Source organism: Enterococcus sp. 10F3_DIV0382, assembly GCF_002140245.1.
Lineage (GTDB): Bacteria > Bacillota > Bacilli > Lactobacillales > Enterococcaceae > Enterococcus_B > Enterococcus_B lactis.
This window is the reverse complement of sequence record NZ_NGMF01000001.1, coordinates 1,561,677-1,580,907: the sequence shown is the minus strand read 5'-3', so window position 1 is coordinate 1,580,907 and position 19,231 is coordinate 1,561,677. Positions and strand designations below refer to the sequence as shown.

The window sequence follows — 19,231 nt, the reverse complement described above, 5'->3', positions numbered from 1 at the left end:
CTATATTTTAGCTATCAAAGATAAAAGAGGGATAAAAATGAAATTAAAAACATTATTATTAAAGTTTGTTGTTTTAGGTATAAGTGCCGTATTTATTTTATTCGGTATACTTTTTTATACTCAGATTGCTACAAGCGAAAAAGGATTCACTTTTGATTGGCAGACGACTTTATTCGTTTCTGTCATCTACTTCGCCCTTCTCTTAGGGATTATTATTGCTTATTTCTTATTGAGACTGTTGAAACAAATCGAAGAAAACCAGGCCTTTTCCAATCAAAGCTTGGACATTCTCAAAAAAATCGAACGAACGATTTTGATTATTGGCTTCGCCTTTTTCGGCTTGCTTCCTAAATTTTTGAAAGTGGCTGATTTAGATGATGCTCCTGGTTTGATGTTGGTAGGAATTGCTGTCGTATTCATTCCTTTTGCCGTATACACTTTGACAAGCGTGTTGGAAAATCTGCTCGAACACGCGATTTTACTTAAGACAGATCATGATTTGACAGTGTGAGGTGCGACATGGCTATTATCGTTAATCTAGATGTAGTATTGGCTCAAAAAAAGATGAGTGTAACAGAATTGAGTGAAAAAGTGGGTATTACGATGGCAAATATCTCTATTCTAAAAACCGGAAAAGCAAAAGCTATCCGTTTTTCTACCCTCGAAAAAATCTGTGAAGTATTAGAGTGTCAACCGGGGGATTTATTAAGTTACCAAAAAGACCCCGATCCTATACCAAAAAAAGGAATATAAAACATAACAATCAGTAAAAAAATAATCTGAATAATAGATGTACGAGAACTTTAGCGGTCATTACATCTATTACTCAGATATTTTATTTTGATGGAATATCCTGTTGTCTATAGATACGTATTTACACGTAGAGAGACTTTTCTTCTACTACTTGGTACTTCTCCTGATAAAAATGGAGAAGATTTTGGATCTCACGTTGATTTGGAAATAGAGAAATACCGAAGACCGGAATGTTTGTCTCATCATCAATCATTACATTTGTAATAATACAGTCGATATCTAGATGATATGATTTCTTTTCTTTCTGATTAAAGTTTGGCATGACACTAAATTGATAATAGTCTCCCAATTTTTTTTGCAATCTTTTTGCTATGTAATCCGCCTGTTTTTTTCTTGTATTTATGACTATCACTGCTTTTAATTTATTTTCTTTCCCTTCAATGTATGATAGCAATAACGGCCAGTCGAAAAGAATTTCTAAGATAGCATGGCGAACAAATGAATCGAGTTCAGGGATGACGTATCCTTTTTCTCTGCAGTCATCAACCATCCTGCCCTTCAGTTCTTCATATAAACAGGCTAAAATCGGCGGATCGACTATCGTTGTCTGGCTTGGATCATTTAGGATATATTCTGGAAATCGTGGTTGTGTCAGTATCTCTTTACATCGTTGAACGATCAGATCTTTGTTCTCACATTCCAACTGATATTTTTTTTCCAAGCAATCCATCCATGTCATTAAACAATTACTGATACAAAAATGATACTTTCTTTGCTCGCTTGCATTTCTTATTTTCAAAGCAGTATGGATGACTTCTGTATCAAATATCCACTGCCAGATTTTTTCTTCCCATGGCAAAGAAAAATGGCTCAAGTGATTTTTCTCCAAGAATGAAAAGGTGAAACAGCTGATTTTCTTTTGCTCCATTTCCATTTTATTTTTGTTGAATCGTTGTATACGACAAGCAATAAAAAAATGTAAAAAACATAAGGTTTTCGGATCATTTTTTGCTACCTCATACAGCTGATTTTCTTTTAAAAATAGGATAACCACGTCATAAATTGCTTCGCTAAAAGAACGATTAAAAATACTAGCAGGAGAAGGATACTTTTCCATCAGCAAACGAGCTGTAAGACCGTCGATCACCTGACCCTCTCCGACAATCCGAGTCAACCCTTTGATCCTCAAATCGTATTTTTTTAATTTTGATTGGGTTTTCTTTACGATTCTTCGCAATGTACTTTCTGAAATAAACAGATACTCTGCTAATTCTAAATAATTCTCTTTTGGATGTAGCAGTATGGTTTCTAAATATTTATATTCAGTAGATTGGGAGATCACGATCTGATAAATATGATCTTTTGTGAAAGCAGGTGAAAATATAGCTGTCACACCAGCATCCCGATCAGTGACGATTTGGATATCGGAAGAATATGTATTGATTTCTATAAAATCGTTCCGCAATGTTTTTCCAGAACTTGCCAATCTTTTTTCCAATTGACTAAGACGGCAACGTTCCTCCTCGAATAGTATTTCTAACAGATTCAACTGACGTTGTAATTTTTTTGAGAGAAGATTCAACATGTTTCCACCCCTTTCTAACAAAATCCTTTTGATACATCCTGATAGATAAATGTAAAAGCACTCAATGTCGGTTTCCCTTATTGAGTGCCTTTAATTATATTATATCGTTTATCTGTTTTAGGAATAGGAACTTTGAGAACTATTTTTTCTTACTTAAGCAAAAAACGGTTATTGATTTTCAACTTTCTCTTTTGCTTTTCTTCTCACAACAATCGCCCCTATGCCTGCTACTAACGCGATACCAATCAACGTCCATGCAGTATTCCTAGTTGCATTGGTTTGTGGCATATTCAGTGAAGATTCATTATCTGCACTTGTTGTTGGATCATCTTGGATGCTTGGTGTCGTTCCTTCATTTCGTTCCGTACTGCCGCTTGTTCCATCATTATTCGTGTTATTATTTTGTGATTCATTCGTACTGGATTCCGTCGTGTGATCACGTACTTCATACGGCATATTCAATTCTGTTGAAAAACCGCCATAAGAACTGTCAGTCGTCACGTTGACTGCGACATTGTTCCGACCAGGAGTCGATGTGTCGATTTCAGAATTTAAAGAGACTGTATAAAGATTTTCTGGAATGACCTTGTCATTTACTTTTACATTTTTGATAAATGATTTAAGATCGAGATCCGTTGCACCTCGTGGGATTTCTACTTTATTAGCTTCTACATCAATTTTCCCGCTTGGTTCGAACCCATATTCTGTGACTTCATAATAAGCATATTGAGAACCGTAAGTGAAGTTCTTCTCCTGCTCATCTTCCATCAACATATTTCGTCTAAACTCTTTCGTATGATAGATCCTGACAATGTCTCCTATGTTGACATTCAATGGCTGTCCACTATTGAATCGAGACAATGCTTGTTCGATCGTTCGGTTTCCTGTTACATCATATGTGAATCTGCTAGTGGTATTATCTTTGTTCATCACATCGAATTGATAATAAATCGATCGATCGGAATAATCATGCACTACTTTGGACAACTCTGTATTTGCCACACCTTGAGATGCTCGGATCATCATTTGAGTATTCTGATTGTTCGGATTTGTCTGTTTAATTAGACTGAATGCGCCAATCGTTGCGCCGTCATTGTTTTTGACTCGGATCGTACTTCCCCATTTCACTACATAAGGGATCTTCACTTCTGTGAACCCAGTACCATCAGTCGTGCTTACTCTCACACGAACCCCTTTTTCTCCCACTGTTGTCGTATCGAAGTTAGACAATTGTTCCACCGTATAAAGATCACTCGTTAGCGGACGTCCGTTGAATGTCACATTTTGGATCAATTCTGCCGGATTCACTGTATTCGTCTCATGTCCTAACAGCAGTTCTTGTGAAATCGGATCAGCCTTGATATCTGTAAACGGCTCAAACCCTTCTTCTGTTACTTTATAATAGGCATAATTAGAACCACCAGTGTAATCTCTGACCATTTCATCCATCATCAGAAGATTTCTTCCTTGTGTCTCCGCATGATAGACTTTGATGGTATCTCCTACATTGACTGCCAACGGCTGCCCGTTGTTGAAGCCGTTTACTGCTTGACGGATCAAGGTATTCCCTGTTACTTCATAATTGTATTTTCGCGTGTCGTTTTCCAGCACTTCGATGGCATAATAGATTCCTCTGCCGAACGGATTGTTCACTGGACGATTCAAGTCCGTGTTACTTGAACCAGGAGAAGCATGGATTGCTAACTGATCGCCTTCTTTTAATAAACTAAACGCGCCTACGGTCATTTCTTCCAGTCCTCGAAGAACGAATGTACTTCCCCACTGTACTTCATAAGGCACTTCGATTTCGGTTTCAGCTAACCCATCATTCATCGTAATCTTTACTTTTGTCGTTCGTTTTCCAGTTGTACTTGTGTCAATCTCTGACAATTGTTCGATCGTGTAACGATCCTCTGAGATACTTTGATGATTGATCGTGACATCTTTGACTAGTTCTTTGACATCTAATGTGCTGACGTCATCTCTCAAAGAGAATGTTTGCGAAGTCCCTTCTGCTTCCATCACTGGAATCGGTTCTAGTCCGAATGCAGTCACTCTGTAATAAGCATATTCGGAATCATAAGTGAAATCCCGTTCTTCTTCATCGATCATGACAACTGAGCTGTTCGGTGATCTCTGTGGGTGATAGATCTTGATTACATCATCCAATCGTACATCATAGTAGCCATTCCCGTTCCCAAAGTTATTGATCACTTGCCGCAGAGTTCCTCTACCAAGTACCTCATAATTGTAGATTGACTGATTGTTTCTCAGGACTTCCAAAAAATAATACAAGGCGTGCATCGATTCTTCCGTACCGACCCGTTCATCTAATGCTGAAGGCAACCCACTGGTAACGGTTAATCTAGCTGCATTCCCACTTCTTAGATGTAAGGAATAAGCACCTGCTGAGCCACCTTCGCTTGACTTGATCATGAATGTATCTCCCCAAAGATAATTGACCGATGTTTCGGCTGTTCCTTTGATCGTCTCCCCAGAAATCGGGTGTTTCGCTTGTACCGTGATCCGAATATCTTGTTTGCCAGCAATCGTATTCGTCGGCTCTGTTGATTCTGCTGCGACGAATTCTAAATCCTCGATCGCAACTGATTCCCCTTCAAAAGTGGCTTCTTCGATATAATTTTTAAACGTACTTGCCAGTGACGCAGAAGTTTCTCCTAATGTACGTTCTTCCATTGGCTTCAATTTCAGTTGGATAGCCGGATCAGGGAGTACAGGAAGTGGTTCAAATCCGAAAGCTGTGACACGATAATAGGCGTTATCTGTTCCGTAAGTGAAGTCCTGTTCTTCTTCTTCTACCATCAAGACTGAGCTTCCTGCACTCTTTTGTGGATGGTGAATATTGATGATATCGCCCAACTGTACATCAAGGTATCCATTTCCATTTCCGAATGTCGTGATCACTTGCTGTAGAGTAGCTCTCCCCGGCACCTCATGGTAATAAGCTTGTCGGTCATTTCGTAGCACCTCAATAGAGTAATACAACGAATCTTCAAGACCAATCCGTTCATCGAGAGGAGAATCTAATCCTCGAGTTGCCACGATTCGAGCATTATTCCCATTCCTCAACTGGAAAGCGTATGCTCCAGCTGATCGTCCATCATGGGCTTTCAATAAGAACGTGTCGCCCCAACGAATATTGACTGTTGTTTCAGCTGTTCCTTTGATTATCTGATTCGTAACGGGATGCCTCGTTTGAACAGTCAGTTTGAGCGGCTGTTCTCCTACGATAGAATAATCTGGCTCTGTTGATTCAGCGGCGACAAACTCTAAATCAGCTGTATCAAGTTTTTGCCCTTCCATCGTCGCTTCTTGGATATATTCACGGAAGGAAGAAGAAAGTGTAGGATAATTTCCACCGAGATGTCGATCTTCCACATTCTGTAATTTTAGTTCTACCTCTGGTTGAGGAAGGACATCCATCGTGATGGAATCAGAGGCTTCACGTCCATCAGCAGCTGTTGCTTTTGCCCGCCACGTTTTCGTACCAGCTGAACTCGTATCAGCATCGAGCCACTCTAACTGATGTGTCTGTCCAAGAGGATCTCTCACGTCAAAGTAGTCAGCAGGATTAGGGATTGCTTCGTTCACGTAAATGGAATGCGGACCAGCCTTCCCAGTGATTTGTAGTGCTTTGGCCTGAACGGTGATCGGCACAGTTACAGTAGTCGTTCTGCCAGAAGTATCTTCAGTTACTTTGATTCTAGTATTTTGAGTACCTACTATATCCATTCTAGGCGGAGTTTCCCATTCTGTCTTCAGATCCCATTTGACATTACTACGATCAATCGTCACATAATCAGAAGGATCAGGAAGGGCATCATTTTCCCATAAAGAATGCGGACCTGTTTTTGCTTCGACTTTGATGTCTCCCATAGCTTGTGCTGCAGAAAGGAAGTTTATTGTTTTTACGGATTCTGCGTAGTCTACGCCGGAGCTGTTAAAACTTAGCCAAAGGCCTATCCATATTCCCATAGTTTCTGTGCCTAAATTTTGTTGATTTCCTATTCTAGTTAGAGTCATTGATTGAGTTGCATTAGCGCCACCACTGGTTGACAATTCATATCTCCAATTCCCACTTTCTGTATAAGAAATAGAATTATCAATAGTTACACCCCCATTGGGCCAGATAACCACTGTATTGTTATGAAGCGCATTAGAAGGAAAATTGGGACGAATACCTTCGGGCGTATTAAATATGTCGTCAACAGTTGGTACAAAATGAATTTCTATCATTTCCCCATTTACAAAAGAATGATTATGTTTTTTCATTGCCTCATTCAACCTATATTCGGTCAAACGTGCAGCAAAATTAAATGCTTCTTTTTCTATTTCTTCACGTGACCATCTAGCTAGTCGTGACTCCTGAAGGACATTCTCCATTCGTAACTCTTCTTTTTCTTGTGTTTCTATGGGTAATCGTGGCAAGGTAGATGCTCGTGGTTTGTTTTCCTCTTTCTTTGTTTCTTCCTGTTCTTTCTCTTCCTGAGGGCGCAATTGCCTTAATACTGGTAATTCAATCGAATGTAAGGCAGAGGCGGCTTCTACTACGGTACCGCCCATATTCCCTAGAACCAGTCCCAACGATAGTGTACTAGTCAATAATTTTTTTACTTTTTTCAATGAACGTTTTACCTCCTTTATTTTTCCTATACAGATCAAAAGCGATCTGCTTTAAACCGTCAGCAAAGAAGGTATGCTATTTTCTTGTCTTAAACATAAATAAATCGTGTAAAAATAGATTTGCTTATTTCTAACCTCCGTAGCTTTTGCTCAATTGACACAAGTCTGATCGATCAAATAGTATTGATTTTGCTAAACACCTAACGATCATTTGTTGTGACAAACTTGACGGTCAGCATTGTACGTGAATTGCTTCTGTTCCCCTTCTTACGATCTTTGAATATGTAGTTCTCTCCCCAATAATCGTAACTGGGTGTCTCCCACTCCTTTCTTTTTGTTTTTATGCGGGAGCAAACTCCCACATTTATACTGTAAAGGGGTTCTTTCTATTATGTAATGCCACTTTTTACCATTTAATATGGAGTTTTTGACAGAATGTTTCGAATAACAACGATCCACTACTCATTTTTCTTTTTAACGTTAATTTGATAATAATGATTATTTATTTAAAAATACATTAGATAACATTTGTTACGACACGAAAAAGCTTCACAAACAAATATCGTTATTTTAAAATGAGGACGAATTCACACAATTAGGAGGAATAGTATGCCATTCATCGTTTACTTTTTTCTTTCATTACTCGTGATCTATATTCCATTACCAACATTCTTTCTGCTCGTCAATCGTCTAGCTGAGCAACATGATGCGATTACTGCTCTTACGAAACTTTGTTTACTTCTATTTGTTTGTCTAGATTACTTTACGAGCTATTATTGGCTAAAACAGACAAGAGTAAAAAAGAGATATTATTTCTTCCTTGTCTTTTTCAATCTCTTTGAGTTTCTGATCCATTGCTTTTTACTTCATCAGTATCATACGATTCATTTGTGGATCATCTGGGACTTTCAAGTGGTCGTACTATTTTGTATGTTCACCTTCCCTCTCTCAAGAAAATTTAGGGAGACATTGTTTTATTAAAAAAAGGTGGAGAAAGCTTCTCTGTATCAATAAAGACACAATTAAGGAAAAACTGGTCAACATACTGGTTTTTCTTTAAAAAACTTTTAAAAATCTAATTGGGAATTTACCCACACAAACAAGGGGCTATGACAAAATCTTGTCACAGCCCCTTATTTCGAATAAAAAGCTTGCATCTTCGATAATAAGCCCAACCAAACGAAAAATATGAAAAGCTATTTTTGTTTGGTTGTTCTTATTACTTGATGCAGAACAGCTTTTTCACGACCTTTTTATTAAAAGTCTTTTTACAGTTTTCTAGCAAAAAATGAGACAATCAGTACTAAAATGATGGCACCAATCAATGATGGTACGATTGCCATTCCTGCAATACTTGGTCCCCAAGAACCTAATAATGCTTGGCCAAGTGCTGATCCAACTAAACCTGCTACGACATTTGCAATAATCCCCATCGAAGAACCTTTATTCGTGATTGCTCCTGCAATTGCTCCGATAATTCCTCCGACGATAAGTGACCAAATAAATCCCATGTTTCGTTCCTCCTAATGTTTTGCTTCCTTATTACTGAACGCGTGGCTCTGTATTTTCTTTTACTTTTTCAACGCCGCTTCCAGCTGCTGATTTTACTTTATCTGTTTGATTAGAAGCAAATTCACCGGTTTTTTTCGCTGCGTCAGTTACTTTGTCTTGCACTGTTTCTTGATCTTTTTCAAATTCTTCTTTTGTTTTGATGTCCACTACGTTAGCGTTAACTTCGATGACGTCTAAGTGTGTCATATTTTTTACTTCTTTGCCGATTACTTCTTGCATTTCTTCAAAGATTTTTTCGATATCTTTGCCATATTCCACAATGATATCCATGTCAACTGCTACTTGTTTTTTACCGACTTCTGTTTCGATCCCAGCCGTTACATTATCTGTATTCACAAGTTTTCCTGCCACATTAGAGAAGAAACCACCGTTTGCAGATAATAAACCGTCTACTTGTTCAATTGCGATTCCAATGATTTTTTGCACCACTTTGTCTTCATAATTCAACTCACCGCGCATCGAATCTTCCTGCTCAGAGCCATGGTTTTCTTGGTCATTTGTATGTTGTGAACCAAATTTTTCTTGTCCATTTGAGTGTTCAGAACCAAGTTTTTCTTGTGCTTTCGCATGATCAGAAGGGTGCTTTTGTTCCTCTAATGGTTTAGAAGGATCGATTGCATCATGTTGTTCTGGAACTTTAGATTCTGGAGAGCCGGGATGATGAGGCGCATGTTTTTCTGCGTCATGTTTCTTTTCTTCTACACCTTGTTGAACATTTGGCACGACTGGATCTGGATGTGCAGATACTGGTGCTGTTTTGTTCTTTTCATCGTTCACACCATTTGATTGGTTTGGTGTCGTTGGGTCTGGATGTGCAGACACTGGTTTTTGGTTGTTCATTTTATTGTTATTATTATTTTTGTTATTCATGGATGTTTCCTCCTAAGATTTAAAATAGTGATCTAAGATTTTCGTTTGTTTCAAATAAAAACCGATAGCGACACCGATAGCGGCCATGATCAAGATCAATAAAGTCTTGAAAAAGCCGACGGTTATCCATAAAACGGCTAATATCAACCCAAGTACCCCAAAGATGATAGGGAGCTTGTATGTCGAAAATAGTTCTTTCATTTTGGTCCCCCCTATTCTACTCGTTTGCGGTCATTACTTTGTTTAGCTGGTTCTTCAAAGCCTGTGTATTTCACGGATACTTTCACTGACTCTTTTGTGCCTAATATGTGTTGTACTTCGTTTTCGATTTCTTTCATCAATGTTCCCGTTTTACCAATGAGTGCTGAAGTTCGTTTCAACTCCCCTTTTACATTGACGGCGATCTTGTTTTTCGTTGCTTTGACATTTACTTTTGGTGAATGGATAAATTCATCTTCATGCAAGTGAGAACGAACCATTCCTTCGATTGCTTTTTTATCCAACGTCAACTCCCCATCACCATGTTTCAGTAAAAAGGTTCCGATCGTTTTTGGATAAAACAAGAAAACAAGCAACGTGATAATCGTCAAAATAGCAAATGCAACAGCAAGCCAGAATACATATTGTTGCACATATGAATTAGTGATGGAAAAGAATCGAAACTTCTCTAATTGAAAAGGCAGTGGATAGGCTGCACTTAATAGTATCGCAAACAAAAGTATAGATAGCAAAAGTAACGTTCCGATCACTCCAAGCGTTTTTACTCCTTTATTCATTTTCGCACCTCCTCATAGGGGTGAAACGATCAACTTTTTATAAGTTGATCGCTTCTCCACCAGTTACTCCGTAGATTTGAGCTGTGACATAACTTGCTTTATTCGATGCTAAGAAGACATAGACCGGTGCTAATTCTCCTGGCTGACCTGCACGTTCTAGTAAACTTTGCTGACCAAATTCAGGAATTGAATCAGAAGGCTGGCCTTCGTCTAGTTGCAGCGGTGTCCAGATTGGACCAGGTGCTACGCCATTTACACGGATTCCCTTAGGAGCAAGTTGTTTTGCTAAGCCAATCGTAAAGTTAGCGATTGAAGCTTTTGTTGCTGCATAATCCAATAAATGTTCACTTGGATTGAAGGCTTGGACAGATGTTGTTGTAACAATCGCTCCTCCTGCTGGGATATGCGGAACTGCTTCTTTCACTAAAGCAAACATAGCGATGATGTTGACCATGAATGTGTCTTTGATTTGTTCAAGTGGCAGTTCAACAATGGACTGGCAAGAAATTTGCTGTCCTGCATTCAATACCATCGTATCTAGCCCACCAAGCTCACTTACTGCTTTTTCAATGATTTCTTTAGGTGCTTGTTCATCACGAAGATCAAATGGTAGTAAGACGATTTTACGTCCTGCATCTTTGACGTATTTAGCTACTTCTTCTGCATCTTTTTCTTCTCCTGGGAAGAATTGAAGAGCGATGTCTGCACCTTCTCTAGCAAATGCAATCGCTGCTGCACGACCGATCCCTGAATCGCCACCAGTGATGAGTACACGTCGGTTTTCCAGCTGATTACTGCCCTCATAGGATTCTTCTCCGCAATCAGGAACAGGAATCATGTTCTGTTGTAAAGCTGGCGTATCCTGATCTTGCTTAGGAAATTTCTCCGTATGGTACAGATTTCGCGGATCGATTAATTTTGGTTCTGTCATTGCTGTATTCCTCCTAGTTTTTCTAAATTGTATTGCCAAAACAAATTTCTTTGTTTGATACCTGTTTTAAATAGTTTGTTTAATTCGTATAATCTTTTCGGTATAGATGGTAGCCTAAAACCGCCGCTGCTATCAAAGAGCCGAATACTACGAGGATAAATCCTAAAGCAGAGCTTTTACCCGGCAACCCTCCTGTATTCATTCCCCAAATCCCTGCAAACAACGCCGGAACGGAGATGATTAGTGCAGCTGAATCTAGATATTTCATGATGTGGTTTAGATTATTGTCCATCATCCCATTGAATAAATCACCAATACTCTCCAATAAGTCTCGATAGATCTCGATCATTTTTTCTGTTTGGCGCTGCCTCAAATGGACATCATAAAGCAACTGTTCATCGTCTAAACGTTTGATAAACGTTTCAGAATTCCATAATTGATTCATCGTTTTCCGCTGATCTCTTAAGGTATGATCGATATACACAATGTCTCTTTCAAGATCTGCCTGTTTATACAGTTCCTCATTCTCCGTCGTTTTACGAGCTGCTTTATCCAAAGCGTCAATTCTATGCTTCATTTCTCTTAGTTCTTTCACGTAATGGGTATAAATATCCAGTAATGTATACGTGATGATCTTTTCAAACGAGTTTAAATGATCTCCATGCTTTGTCAGCAAGCGATCCACGAAATCGGTCTTTCTATCAATACATGTAATCAAGAGATTATCGGAAAGTACAAAAGATATCGGTGTCAATTTTTTTTCGATACGATTATCTGACTGATCCAGATTGATCACAACCAAAGAAAATGGATGCGCTAATTTGGTCTCATAAAGGCGCTCCATCCGAGAAACTTCTTCCGGATATTCCGTGCCTACGAAAATATCATCTGGAAGCTCGAATTCTTTGATTGCCTGCTGGATCTCTTCTGGCTTTTTATTATCGAGAATAAGCCAATTGTATTTGTTTTCATCTGTTTCTGTGACTTTCTTTTCATCATCCACAAAGTAGTATCTCAATGTATACCTCCTTTCTGGACTTTTCAAAAACGATTAGCTGAAGAAGCAGTTCTTTAATTTGATATTATAATCGAGTACTGCACTTTCATTTTCTAATGAGAAGCTGTCAAGCTGTTTATTAAAGTCCATGTTTAGTCGTTTACCGAAATAACTTTGTTCTACTTTAGATGTATAGATCTCCAGTAAAGGATGCTCGATTTTTGTTGCATACTCTCCAAATTCCGAAACAAAAGGAATGATTTGGAAAAAGCTGCCTTTTGCAAAAGCACCTTTATCCCTTAAAAATGGATCGGAATCATTGATGAGAGCGAGTGCAATTTTTGTATTTTCCCCCACTTTTTCGATTAACGTCTCTACTGCATTTTTAGACAGTGTAATTTCCATTCCTACTCCCCCTGTTCAGTTGTAGTCTTGTATTATTTAACAACTACGTCTGTTTTTTGTTGAATTTTTGCATATTTTGGATATTTAGGGAATTTAGCCACACAACGGAACGCCGTCATCCCTGCATATTTTTCGTAATATTTCTTCGTTGGTCCTTCAAAATCCTTGCTCCAAGGTTTCACATGTCCTGAGAAATGGATAATGTAAGGATTGTTGCGTGTTTCTTCGTATTCACGTTCACCTGCTGCTGTTGGATGTTTCTTTGCTTTAGCCATGATATAGCCTTGTGCATTCCAACGCGGATGAAGCGGAAGCCAACGATCATGTAAGATTGCATTTAATGCATCTTGGTCATGGAACCTTAATTTTTCTGGATTATGTTCGATGAAGTCTAATACTTTTTGCGTAATATTTTCATCTAACCATTTTTTTACATTGATCAGCATCAATCCTGAGTTGAAGTAACGCATTGATTTAGCTGGAATCTCCATTTTTTCTAATCGTTGATGGAACCCAGCGTCTTCAACAGCTGCTACGATTGAATCACCGAAGTCAAGACGCCATAATTTAGAGATATCTTGTAAAGCAATCATGTCGCAATCCATATATAAGATACGTTCAACTTCCGTGCCGCGGAACAATTCCGGAATCGCTATGCGGTAATAAGCTGTTTCTGGAATACGATCGCTGATTACTACATTTGTAAAGAATTCTTTATTAATTTTCAAAAATTCTACATCTGAATTCATTCGTGCATTTTTCACTGAGAAACGTAAAAGCTGTTTGCTTTCAAAATCGATATCGTCGTCAATCACATAGAACCGAACAAATTTAGACGGGTTGCAATTATCTAATACTGAGACAAATAACGCAGCTAAATGCGGTACGAATTTTGTGTTACAACTTGCGACTACTGCTATTTCTTTTTTATTCATTGATCTCGCCTACTTTCGTTAGAGTACTGTGTGCTAATTTTTTTAAGTATAAATTGGTATACGGATGATCTTTCAACGTATTCCAAGGTTTATCATGTCCTGTAAAATGAACGATTGAAGGTTTTTCATTTCCTTCTTTATACAGACGTTCATATTTTTCATTTGGTGCTGGGTGTCGTTCAAAAATCAAAGAAGTCTGCATGTTCCATTTTGGATGAAGTTGTTCCCAATCTTCATAAAGGACAGCATTCAAAGCATCTTGATCGTGATAAATGATTCGATCACCATTTTCACTTAAATAATGGATAGTTTTTTCTGTAATTTCTTTTTTATTCCATTGATCGATGTCAATCACCATCACCCCTGAATTGAAGTACAAGTCATCGGAATCTATTCCTAATCTTTCCAATGCTTTCACTTGTCCTGGATCGATAATGGCGCCGATCGTTTTTCCATTTAATGGTTCATCATATAGTTTTACGATATCGTCTAGCACTAACACATCTGAATCTAAGTAAAGGACTTTCTTATAATCCTCTTTAGCTAATAAGTTGGGTAAAGAAATTCTTAAGTAAGCGGTAGTTGTGATATGGTCGCTGACTAGGAAGTCTTCGTAGATATCTTTTTCCACTGTCAGGAATTGGATACTTGCATTACTTGAATATTTATTTACCGTTTCTTCCAATCCTTGTTTACTATATTCTGATAGACCATCGTCAATCACATAAAATTTTATGCGTCTTGCTTTATTGCAATTTTCTAATGCAGTTGCGATCATCACGCTCAAGTAAGGAGCATAATTTTCGTCTGAAGCAGTCACCACAGGAACTACGCCGTATCTCTTCTCCATCAAAATCACTCCTTTTTCTAATCTTTTTCTAATCTTTTTCTAACCTGTTCTACATCTAGAATATTCCTCATTTGGCTTTAAAGCAAAATATATGCTTTGTTTTCATTGAATATTTTAAAATTTTTTTATTACAAAACGCATTGGTAAGCGCTAACTATTCGTTTTTCATGGCTTTTTATTCAAAGGTATTGACCAAAAACTACTATATATAGCCACCTTTTTCTTAAGAATGTTTTTTGAAAAAATTCATAACGGCAAAGCAAGTTAGTTTCATTTTTTTAATTTCTCATTTAATCTTAAGGTAACAGGAAAATAGATATGTAAAAAGAAAGTAGGAAGATAAAATGAAACTAGCAGCGATTGATTTAGACGGTACCTTGCTTGATCGAAATGGAAAGATACCAGAAGAAAATATCCAGGCACTTCGGAAATTTGATGAAAATGGCGGAATCGTAACAGTAGCTACAGGAAGGAACAGCATTTCTGTTAAAGATATTTTTTCCGAATTAGGGATCGGCGGCTATTTGATTTCTTCCAATGGTTCGCTGATTGCTGAAATGAAGGATGGAAAGATGGCAAAGGTTCTCAGACGTTCGAAAATAGATATCGATACTCTGAAAAAAGCCTTCTTCTATGCTCAAGAAGCAAAAATCTCAATTATTGCCAGCCGAGAAACCCAAGATGATCAGCTGACATTCGATGAGTCAAATCTTGTCAAAGACGACCCCTATTATGAACATTTCAATCTGCAGAATCATTCTTTTGATCAAATTTTAAGTATGTTAGAAGATCCTTCTCTTAGCTATCTTAAATTAGCGTTAACAGATAAGAGTGAAGAAAAACTACAGAAGTTACAAAGAGATCTGCAAGCAGACGGCATCAATTCAGTATTCTCTGATCCGCATTTCTTAGAAATCACGCCTACAGGTATCACTAAAGCTCATTCACTTGTTTTTCTGGCGGATTACCTTGGAATCGAGTCGAGTGATATCATGGCTTTTGGCGATCAAGAAAACGACATTGCTATGTTGAATTATAGTGGGTTGAGTATTGCGATGGGGAATGCACAGCGGCAAGTAAAAGAAATTGCAAACCAAGTAACACTGACGAATGAGGAAGCTGGGGTTGCTTATATTTTAAAAAACTTCTATTGAAAATAAAAAAATGACGTCATGAACGTAGGAGGAAAGAAAATGTTAGTTATTATCGATATGCAAAATCATATTCTTGATCCAAATAGCGAATTTTATATTCCAGAATCAGACCAATTGGCGGAACGCATTGCTAAACGATTAGCTAAAGCACGCAAAAACAAGGAATATATTCTATTCACACGGGATATTCCAGTCGAACTGAAGGACAAAGAAGAGGAACGGGAAGATTTGCAATTGATCCCTCTTCTTTCTCCCCAAGGAAATGAACGAGTGATCAAAAAGTATTACTTTACGATCCCCCCTGAAACTTTAGCTGAAATCAAGGAGACTTTGTTTGAAAGCAAAGAAGAACAAAAAGAGATCGAAGTGGTTGGGATCGAAACAAACTTATGTGTGCTCTCTAATTTGATAGGCTTGCAGAGTGCGTTTCCTGAAGCTGACTTTTTTGTTGATCCAACGTTAGTTTCTAGTAGAAAACATGGAGAATCTGCGTTGGAACTTCTGAAAGATTTCAATGTTTCGATCATTGAACCTAAAAAATAGACAGTCACACGTATGCTACAGTCTATTCTTTATATAAGTTCTATTATCATTTAGCAAGCAAATAAAAAAGAAAAAGCACGAAGAACTGTTTTCAGTCTTACGTGCTTTTTCTACAAAAGTATATTGGCTTTTCCATGACACCTTGGTAAACAGTGTTCTCCTGCCAACTCCTCAGTCACAAGTCACAATATTCAACAAACATGGGAAGCTGTTTTTTGAAATTGCTCCTTGTGACTCAGAGTTAAACGGTAGGCTCACGACCTCTTTCTTAAATGGTGTTCAATCAGCTGACTCTCGGTATTAGCTTAACAAACGGCAAAATATGAGGAACTATTTTTCCGTTTGTTTCTCTAATACTCAGGTCAAAACGCTGATTTCACAACCTCTTCCTTAAACGGTGTTCAAAAGCTTGCATCTGCGGTAATAAGTCCAACCAAGTTAAAAACATAAGAAGCTGTTTTTACTTGGCTGTTCTTATTAGTTGATGCAGGGCAGCTTTTTCACAACCTCTTATGTACCTTGTAGGACTCGAACCTACGACCGGACGGTTATGAGCCGTCTGCTCTAACCAACTGAGCTAAAGGTACATCATCATGAGATATATTTTAGTTACTTTTTAACTATAGCACGAATTATAGACGCTCACAAGCTTCAAAATATAAATAATATGATATATTTATTCTTATTTACTTGACTTGAAACTTGACTATTTTTTACTTGCTTATTTTAGAAGAAATGCTATTCTTTTAAAAATTCTCAATGCTAGGAGTGATTATTTTGCCATTTATTGCGATTTTATTCGATTTGGTTGCGGCAGCAGCTTACTTTCTCCAATACAATCATCAAAGTTCAGAAGTCCTGTTTGTTGGAATGATTTTCCAAGGTGTGATCACCCTTCTCCTTCTCATCATGATAATCAGCTACAAAGGAAAAAAATATGCACGTGTCCAGACAGAAATATTTGTTAAATATGTTTCTATTCGTTACGGGATCATCATTCTTTCCTTTTTAATGAATGCAATCGTCCTCTTTTTATATGTATTGAATTACTTAAATATCAATCCATTGATTTTTTCTAGATAGATAACTTGTATTTAGCGGAACAGTTCTCGCGTATGAGCAGAGAGCTGTTCCGCTTTTTCATCGGTCTATTCTTCTTTGATTTTCCTAGCATTTCATTTGTGATGTATGCAATAACATGTTATCTTTTATTAGAAGAAACGTTGAGGAGTCCGTTACATGATTACGTTGGTTAGAGTTTTGTTTTGGTTGCCTTCGGTCGTCCTGATCGCAATTATTTTTTATCTTATGCATTGGAACAAAGAACGGCTTTATTTAGCTGTTTTGACTCTTCCGGTTATTTATTTTATGTGGAAGGTTTTTAATTACAACTACTTTGAACCTGATAGTGTTTTTGTAGAAGAATTATCAGGGTTGGTTTTGTCTCTATTAATCGTCATTCTTTATTTGATACGTTTAAATAAAAAACATTGAGTCCTATTGATTGCTTGTGTAGCTTTCTATGGTCATTACAACTATCCTATTATGATGAAAGGTGATTAAATGAGTATCGAAGAAGCTATTTTACTGGATACTTTACGTTGTCGTCTGAATTTTTTAAGAACTGGCCGATCTTTATCCCAAGTAGCTGTTTCTAGCGCGTTAAGTATTCCTTTATTCAAATATCGTAAATACGAACAAGGGGAAGAAATTCCAAGTATCATTGAATTGATCTACATCGCCGACTTTTACGATATTTCCGTTGACTACCTGATTGGTCGCTCAGAAACAGCAAGCAAACTGAAATGATTTTTTCCAGCCATTGTGCTGGTTTTTTCATTTAATGTTTAAAGTGAACAAACTATGTACAAAAAGGAGATGTATCTATGCGTTTATGGCATGAAAAATTGATTTCAAAGCTTCCTCGTCAGCAGCTTTTAGGACAACATCGAGAATGCTGTGCGTTAAGAGGAAATGGTTGGGGAAAGAAACACGCTACTGTAGATTATGTCTTCCACTATTCTCCTTATAAATTATTTCAATATCATCAACTTGTCATGGACGAAATGGAAAAGCGTGGCTACAGCCCAGCACCTGAATGGACAGATCCTATGTACCGTGGCAAATCATGCGAAGCATTTTTTGATTTGCCTACTGTAGAACGTAGCGTTCCGATTTATCCGGAACATGATGAAGTGTATCTAGCAGAGTGTTTAGCAAATTTGGAGCAAAAAGGAATTTATCTTACCTAAAAAAGAGGCTGGGATAGAAGCGTTTAACTCCAAGAAATAAGAGGTAATTCACGAAAATTGCTTTTCAAATCTTTGTGAATTTCAGCTTATTTCCGAAGGAGTTGCTTCTGCTTCCGCCGTTTACACATGTTTAGAGCGTGAGACAAAAGTTTTTCTTTACTTTTGTCCCACGCTCTAATATAACATGAAAAACTCTTCTACTCTTTACTCATCGAAAAAGTCTTAACCAACGTAGGGTAAGCTCGAATGGTGCAAGTTGATTCTCAGGTTACCTTCGTCATCACGTATAAATCCGAAAGTATATTCTACTTTTGTTTCATCACCCGTTTTCCCAGAAGTAAAGTAATATTCTCCTGATGCGATTGCTGAATCCGTATCGATGATCGTTTCATGATTGTCGAAGCGGATGTCTGTCCAAGGTTCTAACGCAAAACCAGAATCTTCGCTGATATCACCGCCAACGAAATAAGAAAGTGCTTCTTCTTTTGTTGCCCTGAATGGTAACTCTGCAGCTTTAGTTGGTTTAAAAAGCACAGCACCTTCGTCGTATGCATACAATGTCTCGATGACTTCTTCTGCTTTTTCTGTTGCTTCCTCCATACCTTCTTCGCTTGCTTTACCGATACTTATGATTGCTTCTGCCCAGCGTTCCCGTGCTTCGTCGACTTCGGCTTCTGTGATCGTCTCAACTTTTACCTCTTCTGTCGTGTCTTCAGTTGTTTCTGTTGTTGATTCAGTTGCCGAATCGGTTGTAGAACAACCTGCCATTGCTAGTGTTAATGTTGATAGTAAAAATAGTTTTTTTATCATAAGATTATCCCCCCCTGAAAACAGACTAAAATAATAACATTTCGTTTTTTTATTTTCAGTTAAAGCTTAATAATTTCTAAATGTTCTTAAATTTTATTTAAAAACTCTTATAACTTTCATAATACATAACATAGTTATTTTTAAATAAAAAAAT

21 protein-coding genes and 1 tRNA gene are annotated in these 19,231 nt (G+C 37.6%); 9 read left to right on the top strand and 13 right to left on the bottom strand.

Annotation, left to right across the window (positions count from 1 at the left end; genetic code table 11):
• Nucleotides 1–37 precede the first annotated feature (37 nt).
• Nucleotides 38–511, top strand: a complete 474-nt coding sequence (locus A5849_RS07990; RefSeq protein WP_002306633.1) for a DUF2975 domain-containing protein — start codon at nt 38–40, stop codon at nt 509–511.
• Nucleotides 512–519: 8 nt separating this feature from the next.
• A complete protein-coding gene (locus A5849_RS07985) occupies nt 520–753 on the top strand; it encodes a helix-turn-helix transcriptional regulator (protein WP_002306632.1) in 234 nt (77 codons plus the stop codon).
• 121 nt (nt 754–874) lie between these two features.
• On the opposite strand, the gene A5849_RS07980 is transcribed toward A5849_RS07985, so the two are convergent.
• Both A5849_RS07980 and A5849_RS07975 read right to left on the bottom strand, forming a co-directional pair.
• A complete protein-coding gene (locus tag A5849_RS07980) occupies nt 875–2,338 on the bottom strand; it encodes a helix-turn-helix domain-containing protein (protein WP_002306630.1) in 1,464 nt (487 codons plus the stop codon).
• A gap of 168 nt (nt 2,339–2,506) precedes the next feature.
• Nucleotides 2,507–6,982 (bottom strand): LPXTG cell wall anchor domain-containing protein, encoded by a 4,476-nt coding sequence (locus A5849_RS07975; protein WP_086310032.1) that lies wholly within the window; start codon nt 6,980–6,982, stop codon nt 2,507–2,509.
• A gap of 609 nt (nt 6,983–7,591) precedes the next feature.
• Between A5849_RS07975 and A5849_RS07970 the strand changes: the two genes are divergently transcribed.
• Nucleotides 7,592–7,963 carry a hypothetical protein gene (locus tag A5849_RS07970; protein ID WP_002306626.1) on the top strand — a complete coding sequence of 124 codons (372 nt, stop codon included), beginning with the start codon at nt 7,592–7,594 and terminating at the stop codon, nt 7,961–7,963.
• Nucleotides 7,964–8,250: 287 nt separating this feature from the next.
• Here A5849_RS07970 and A5849_RS07960 read toward each other — a convergent pair whose 3' ends face one another.
• From A5849_RS07960 to A5849_RS07920, 9 genes are all read right to left on the bottom strand, one after another.
• The gene (locus A5849_RS07960; protein WP_002291278.1) at nt 8,251–8,493 is read right to left on the bottom strand and encodes a GlsB/YeaQ/YmgE family stress response membrane protein; all 243 of its coding nucleotides are present in this window, start codon (nt 8,491–8,493) and stop codon (nt 8,251–8,253) included.
• A gap of 31 nt (nt 8,494–8,524) precedes the next feature.
• On the bottom strand, nt 8,525–9,424 hold the full coding sequence (locus A5849_RS07955; RefSeq protein ID WP_002345122.1) for an Asp23/Gls24 family envelope stress response protein: 900 nt from the start codon (nt 9,422–9,424) through the stop codon (nt 8,525–8,527).
• A gap of 12 nt (nt 9,425–9,436) precedes the next feature.
• Entirely contained in the window at nt 9,437–9,625 is a 189-nt protein-coding gene (locus A5849_RS07950) for a DUF2273 domain-containing protein (RefSeq protein ID WP_002291274.1), read from the bottom strand.
• Nucleotides 9,626–9,636: 11 nt separating this feature from the next.
• The gene (amaP, locus tag A5849_RS07945) at nt 9,637–10,200 is read right to left on the bottom strand and encodes an alkaline shock response membrane anchor protein AmaP (RefSeq protein WP_002306622.1); all 564 of its coding nucleotides are present in this window, start codon (nt 10,198–10,200) and stop codon (nt 9,637–9,639) included.
• 37 nt (nt 10,201–10,237) lie between these two features.
• Nucleotides 10,238–11,131: an SDR family oxidoreductase gene (locus tag A5849_RS07940; protein WP_002306620.1), complete on the bottom strand. Its 894-nt coding sequence runs from the start codon at nt 11,129–11,131 to the stop codon at nt 10,238–10,240.
• 79 nt (nt 11,132–11,210) lie between these two features.
• Nucleotides 11,211–12,134 carry a magnesium transporter CorA family protein gene (locus A5849_RS07935; protein ID WP_002309159.1) on the bottom strand — a complete coding sequence of 308 codons (924 nt, stop codon included), beginning with the start codon at nt 12,132–12,134 and terminating at the stop codon, nt 11,211–11,213.
• Between the two features lie 48 nt (nt 12,135–12,182).
• Nucleotides 12,183–12,533 carry an iron-sulfur cluster biosynthesis family protein gene (locus A5849_RS07930; RefSeq protein ID WP_002291264.1) on the bottom strand — a complete coding sequence of 117 codons (351 nt, stop codon included), beginning with the start codon at nt 12,531–12,533 and terminating at the stop codon, nt 12,183–12,185.
• Between the two features lie 32 nt (nt 12,534–12,565).
• On the bottom strand, nt 12,566–13,468 hold the full coding sequence (locus A5849_RS07925) for a glycosyltransferase family 8 protein (protein WP_002306618.1): 903 nt from the start codon (nt 13,466–13,468) through the stop codon (nt 12,566–12,568).
• Entirely contained in the window at nt 13,461–14,318 is an 858-nt protein-coding gene (locus A5849_RS07920) for a glycosyltransferase family 8 protein (RefSeq protein ID WP_002329245.1), read from the bottom strand. Before A5849_RS07920 ends, A5849_RS07925 begins: the two co-directional genes overlap by 8 nt.
• A 344-nt stretch (nt 14,319–14,662) precedes the next feature.
• On the opposite strand from A5849_RS07920, the gene A5849_RS07915 reads away from it, so the two are divergent.
• A complete protein-coding gene (locus A5849_RS07915) occupies nt 14,663–15,472 on the top strand; it encodes a Cof-type HAD-IIB family hydrolase (protein WP_086310031.1) in 810 nt (269 codons plus the stop codon).
• Nucleotides 15,473–15,511: 39 nt separating this feature from the next.
• Complete coding sequence (locus A5849_RS07910) at nt 15,512–16,015, top strand: isochorismatase family cysteine hydrolase (protein WP_002306614.1); 504 nt, start codon at nt 15,512–15,514, stop codon at nt 16,013–16,015.
• A 513-nt stretch (nt 16,016–16,528) separates the two neighbouring features.
• Here A5849_RS07910 and A5849_RS07905 read toward each other — a convergent pair.
• Nucleotides 16,529–16,602: transfer RNA gene (locus tag A5849_RS07905), tRNA-Ile, on the bottom strand.
• A gap of 172 nt (nt 16,603–16,774) precedes the next feature.
• On the opposite strand from A5849_RS07905, the gene A5849_RS07900 reads away from it, so the two are divergent.
• The 4 genes from A5849_RS07900 (at nt 16,775) to A5849_RS07885 (ending at nt 18,267) form a co-directional block, all read left to right on the top strand.
• Nucleotides 16,775–17,098: a hypothetical protein gene (locus A5849_RS07900; RefSeq protein ID WP_002306612.1), complete on the top strand. Its 324-nt coding sequence runs from the start codon at nt 16,775–16,777 to the stop codon at nt 17,096–17,098.
• A gap of 156 nt (nt 17,099–17,254) precedes the next feature.
• Nucleotides 17,255–17,509: a hypothetical protein gene (locus A5849_RS07895; RefSeq protein WP_002306610.1), complete on the top strand. Its 255-nt coding sequence runs from the start codon at nt 17,255–17,257 to the stop codon at nt 17,507–17,509.
• 69 nt (nt 17,510–17,578) lie between these two features.
• Nucleotides 17,579–17,824 carry a helix-turn-helix domain-containing protein gene (locus tag A5849_RS07890; RefSeq protein ID WP_002306609.1) on the top strand — a complete coding sequence of 82 codons (246 nt, stop codon included), beginning with the start codon at nt 17,579–17,581 and terminating at the stop codon, nt 17,822–17,824.
• A 77-nt stretch (nt 17,825–17,901) separates the two neighbouring features.
• The gene (locus A5849_RS07885) at nt 17,902–18,267 is read left to right on the top strand and encodes a TIGR02328 family protein (protein WP_002306607.1); all 366 of its coding nucleotides are present in this window, start codon (nt 17,902–17,904) and stop codon (nt 18,265–18,267) included.
• A 222-nt stretch (nt 18,268–18,489) separates the two neighbouring features.
• On the opposite strand, the gene A5849_RS07880 is transcribed toward A5849_RS07885, so the two are convergent.
• Nucleotides 18,490–19,077 carry a hypothetical protein gene (locus A5849_RS07880; RefSeq protein WP_002329249.1) on the bottom strand — a complete coding sequence of 196 codons (588 nt, stop codon included), beginning with the start codon at nt 19,075–19,077 and terminating at the stop codon, nt 18,490–18,492.
• Nucleotides 19,078–19,231 lie beyond the last annotated feature (154 nt).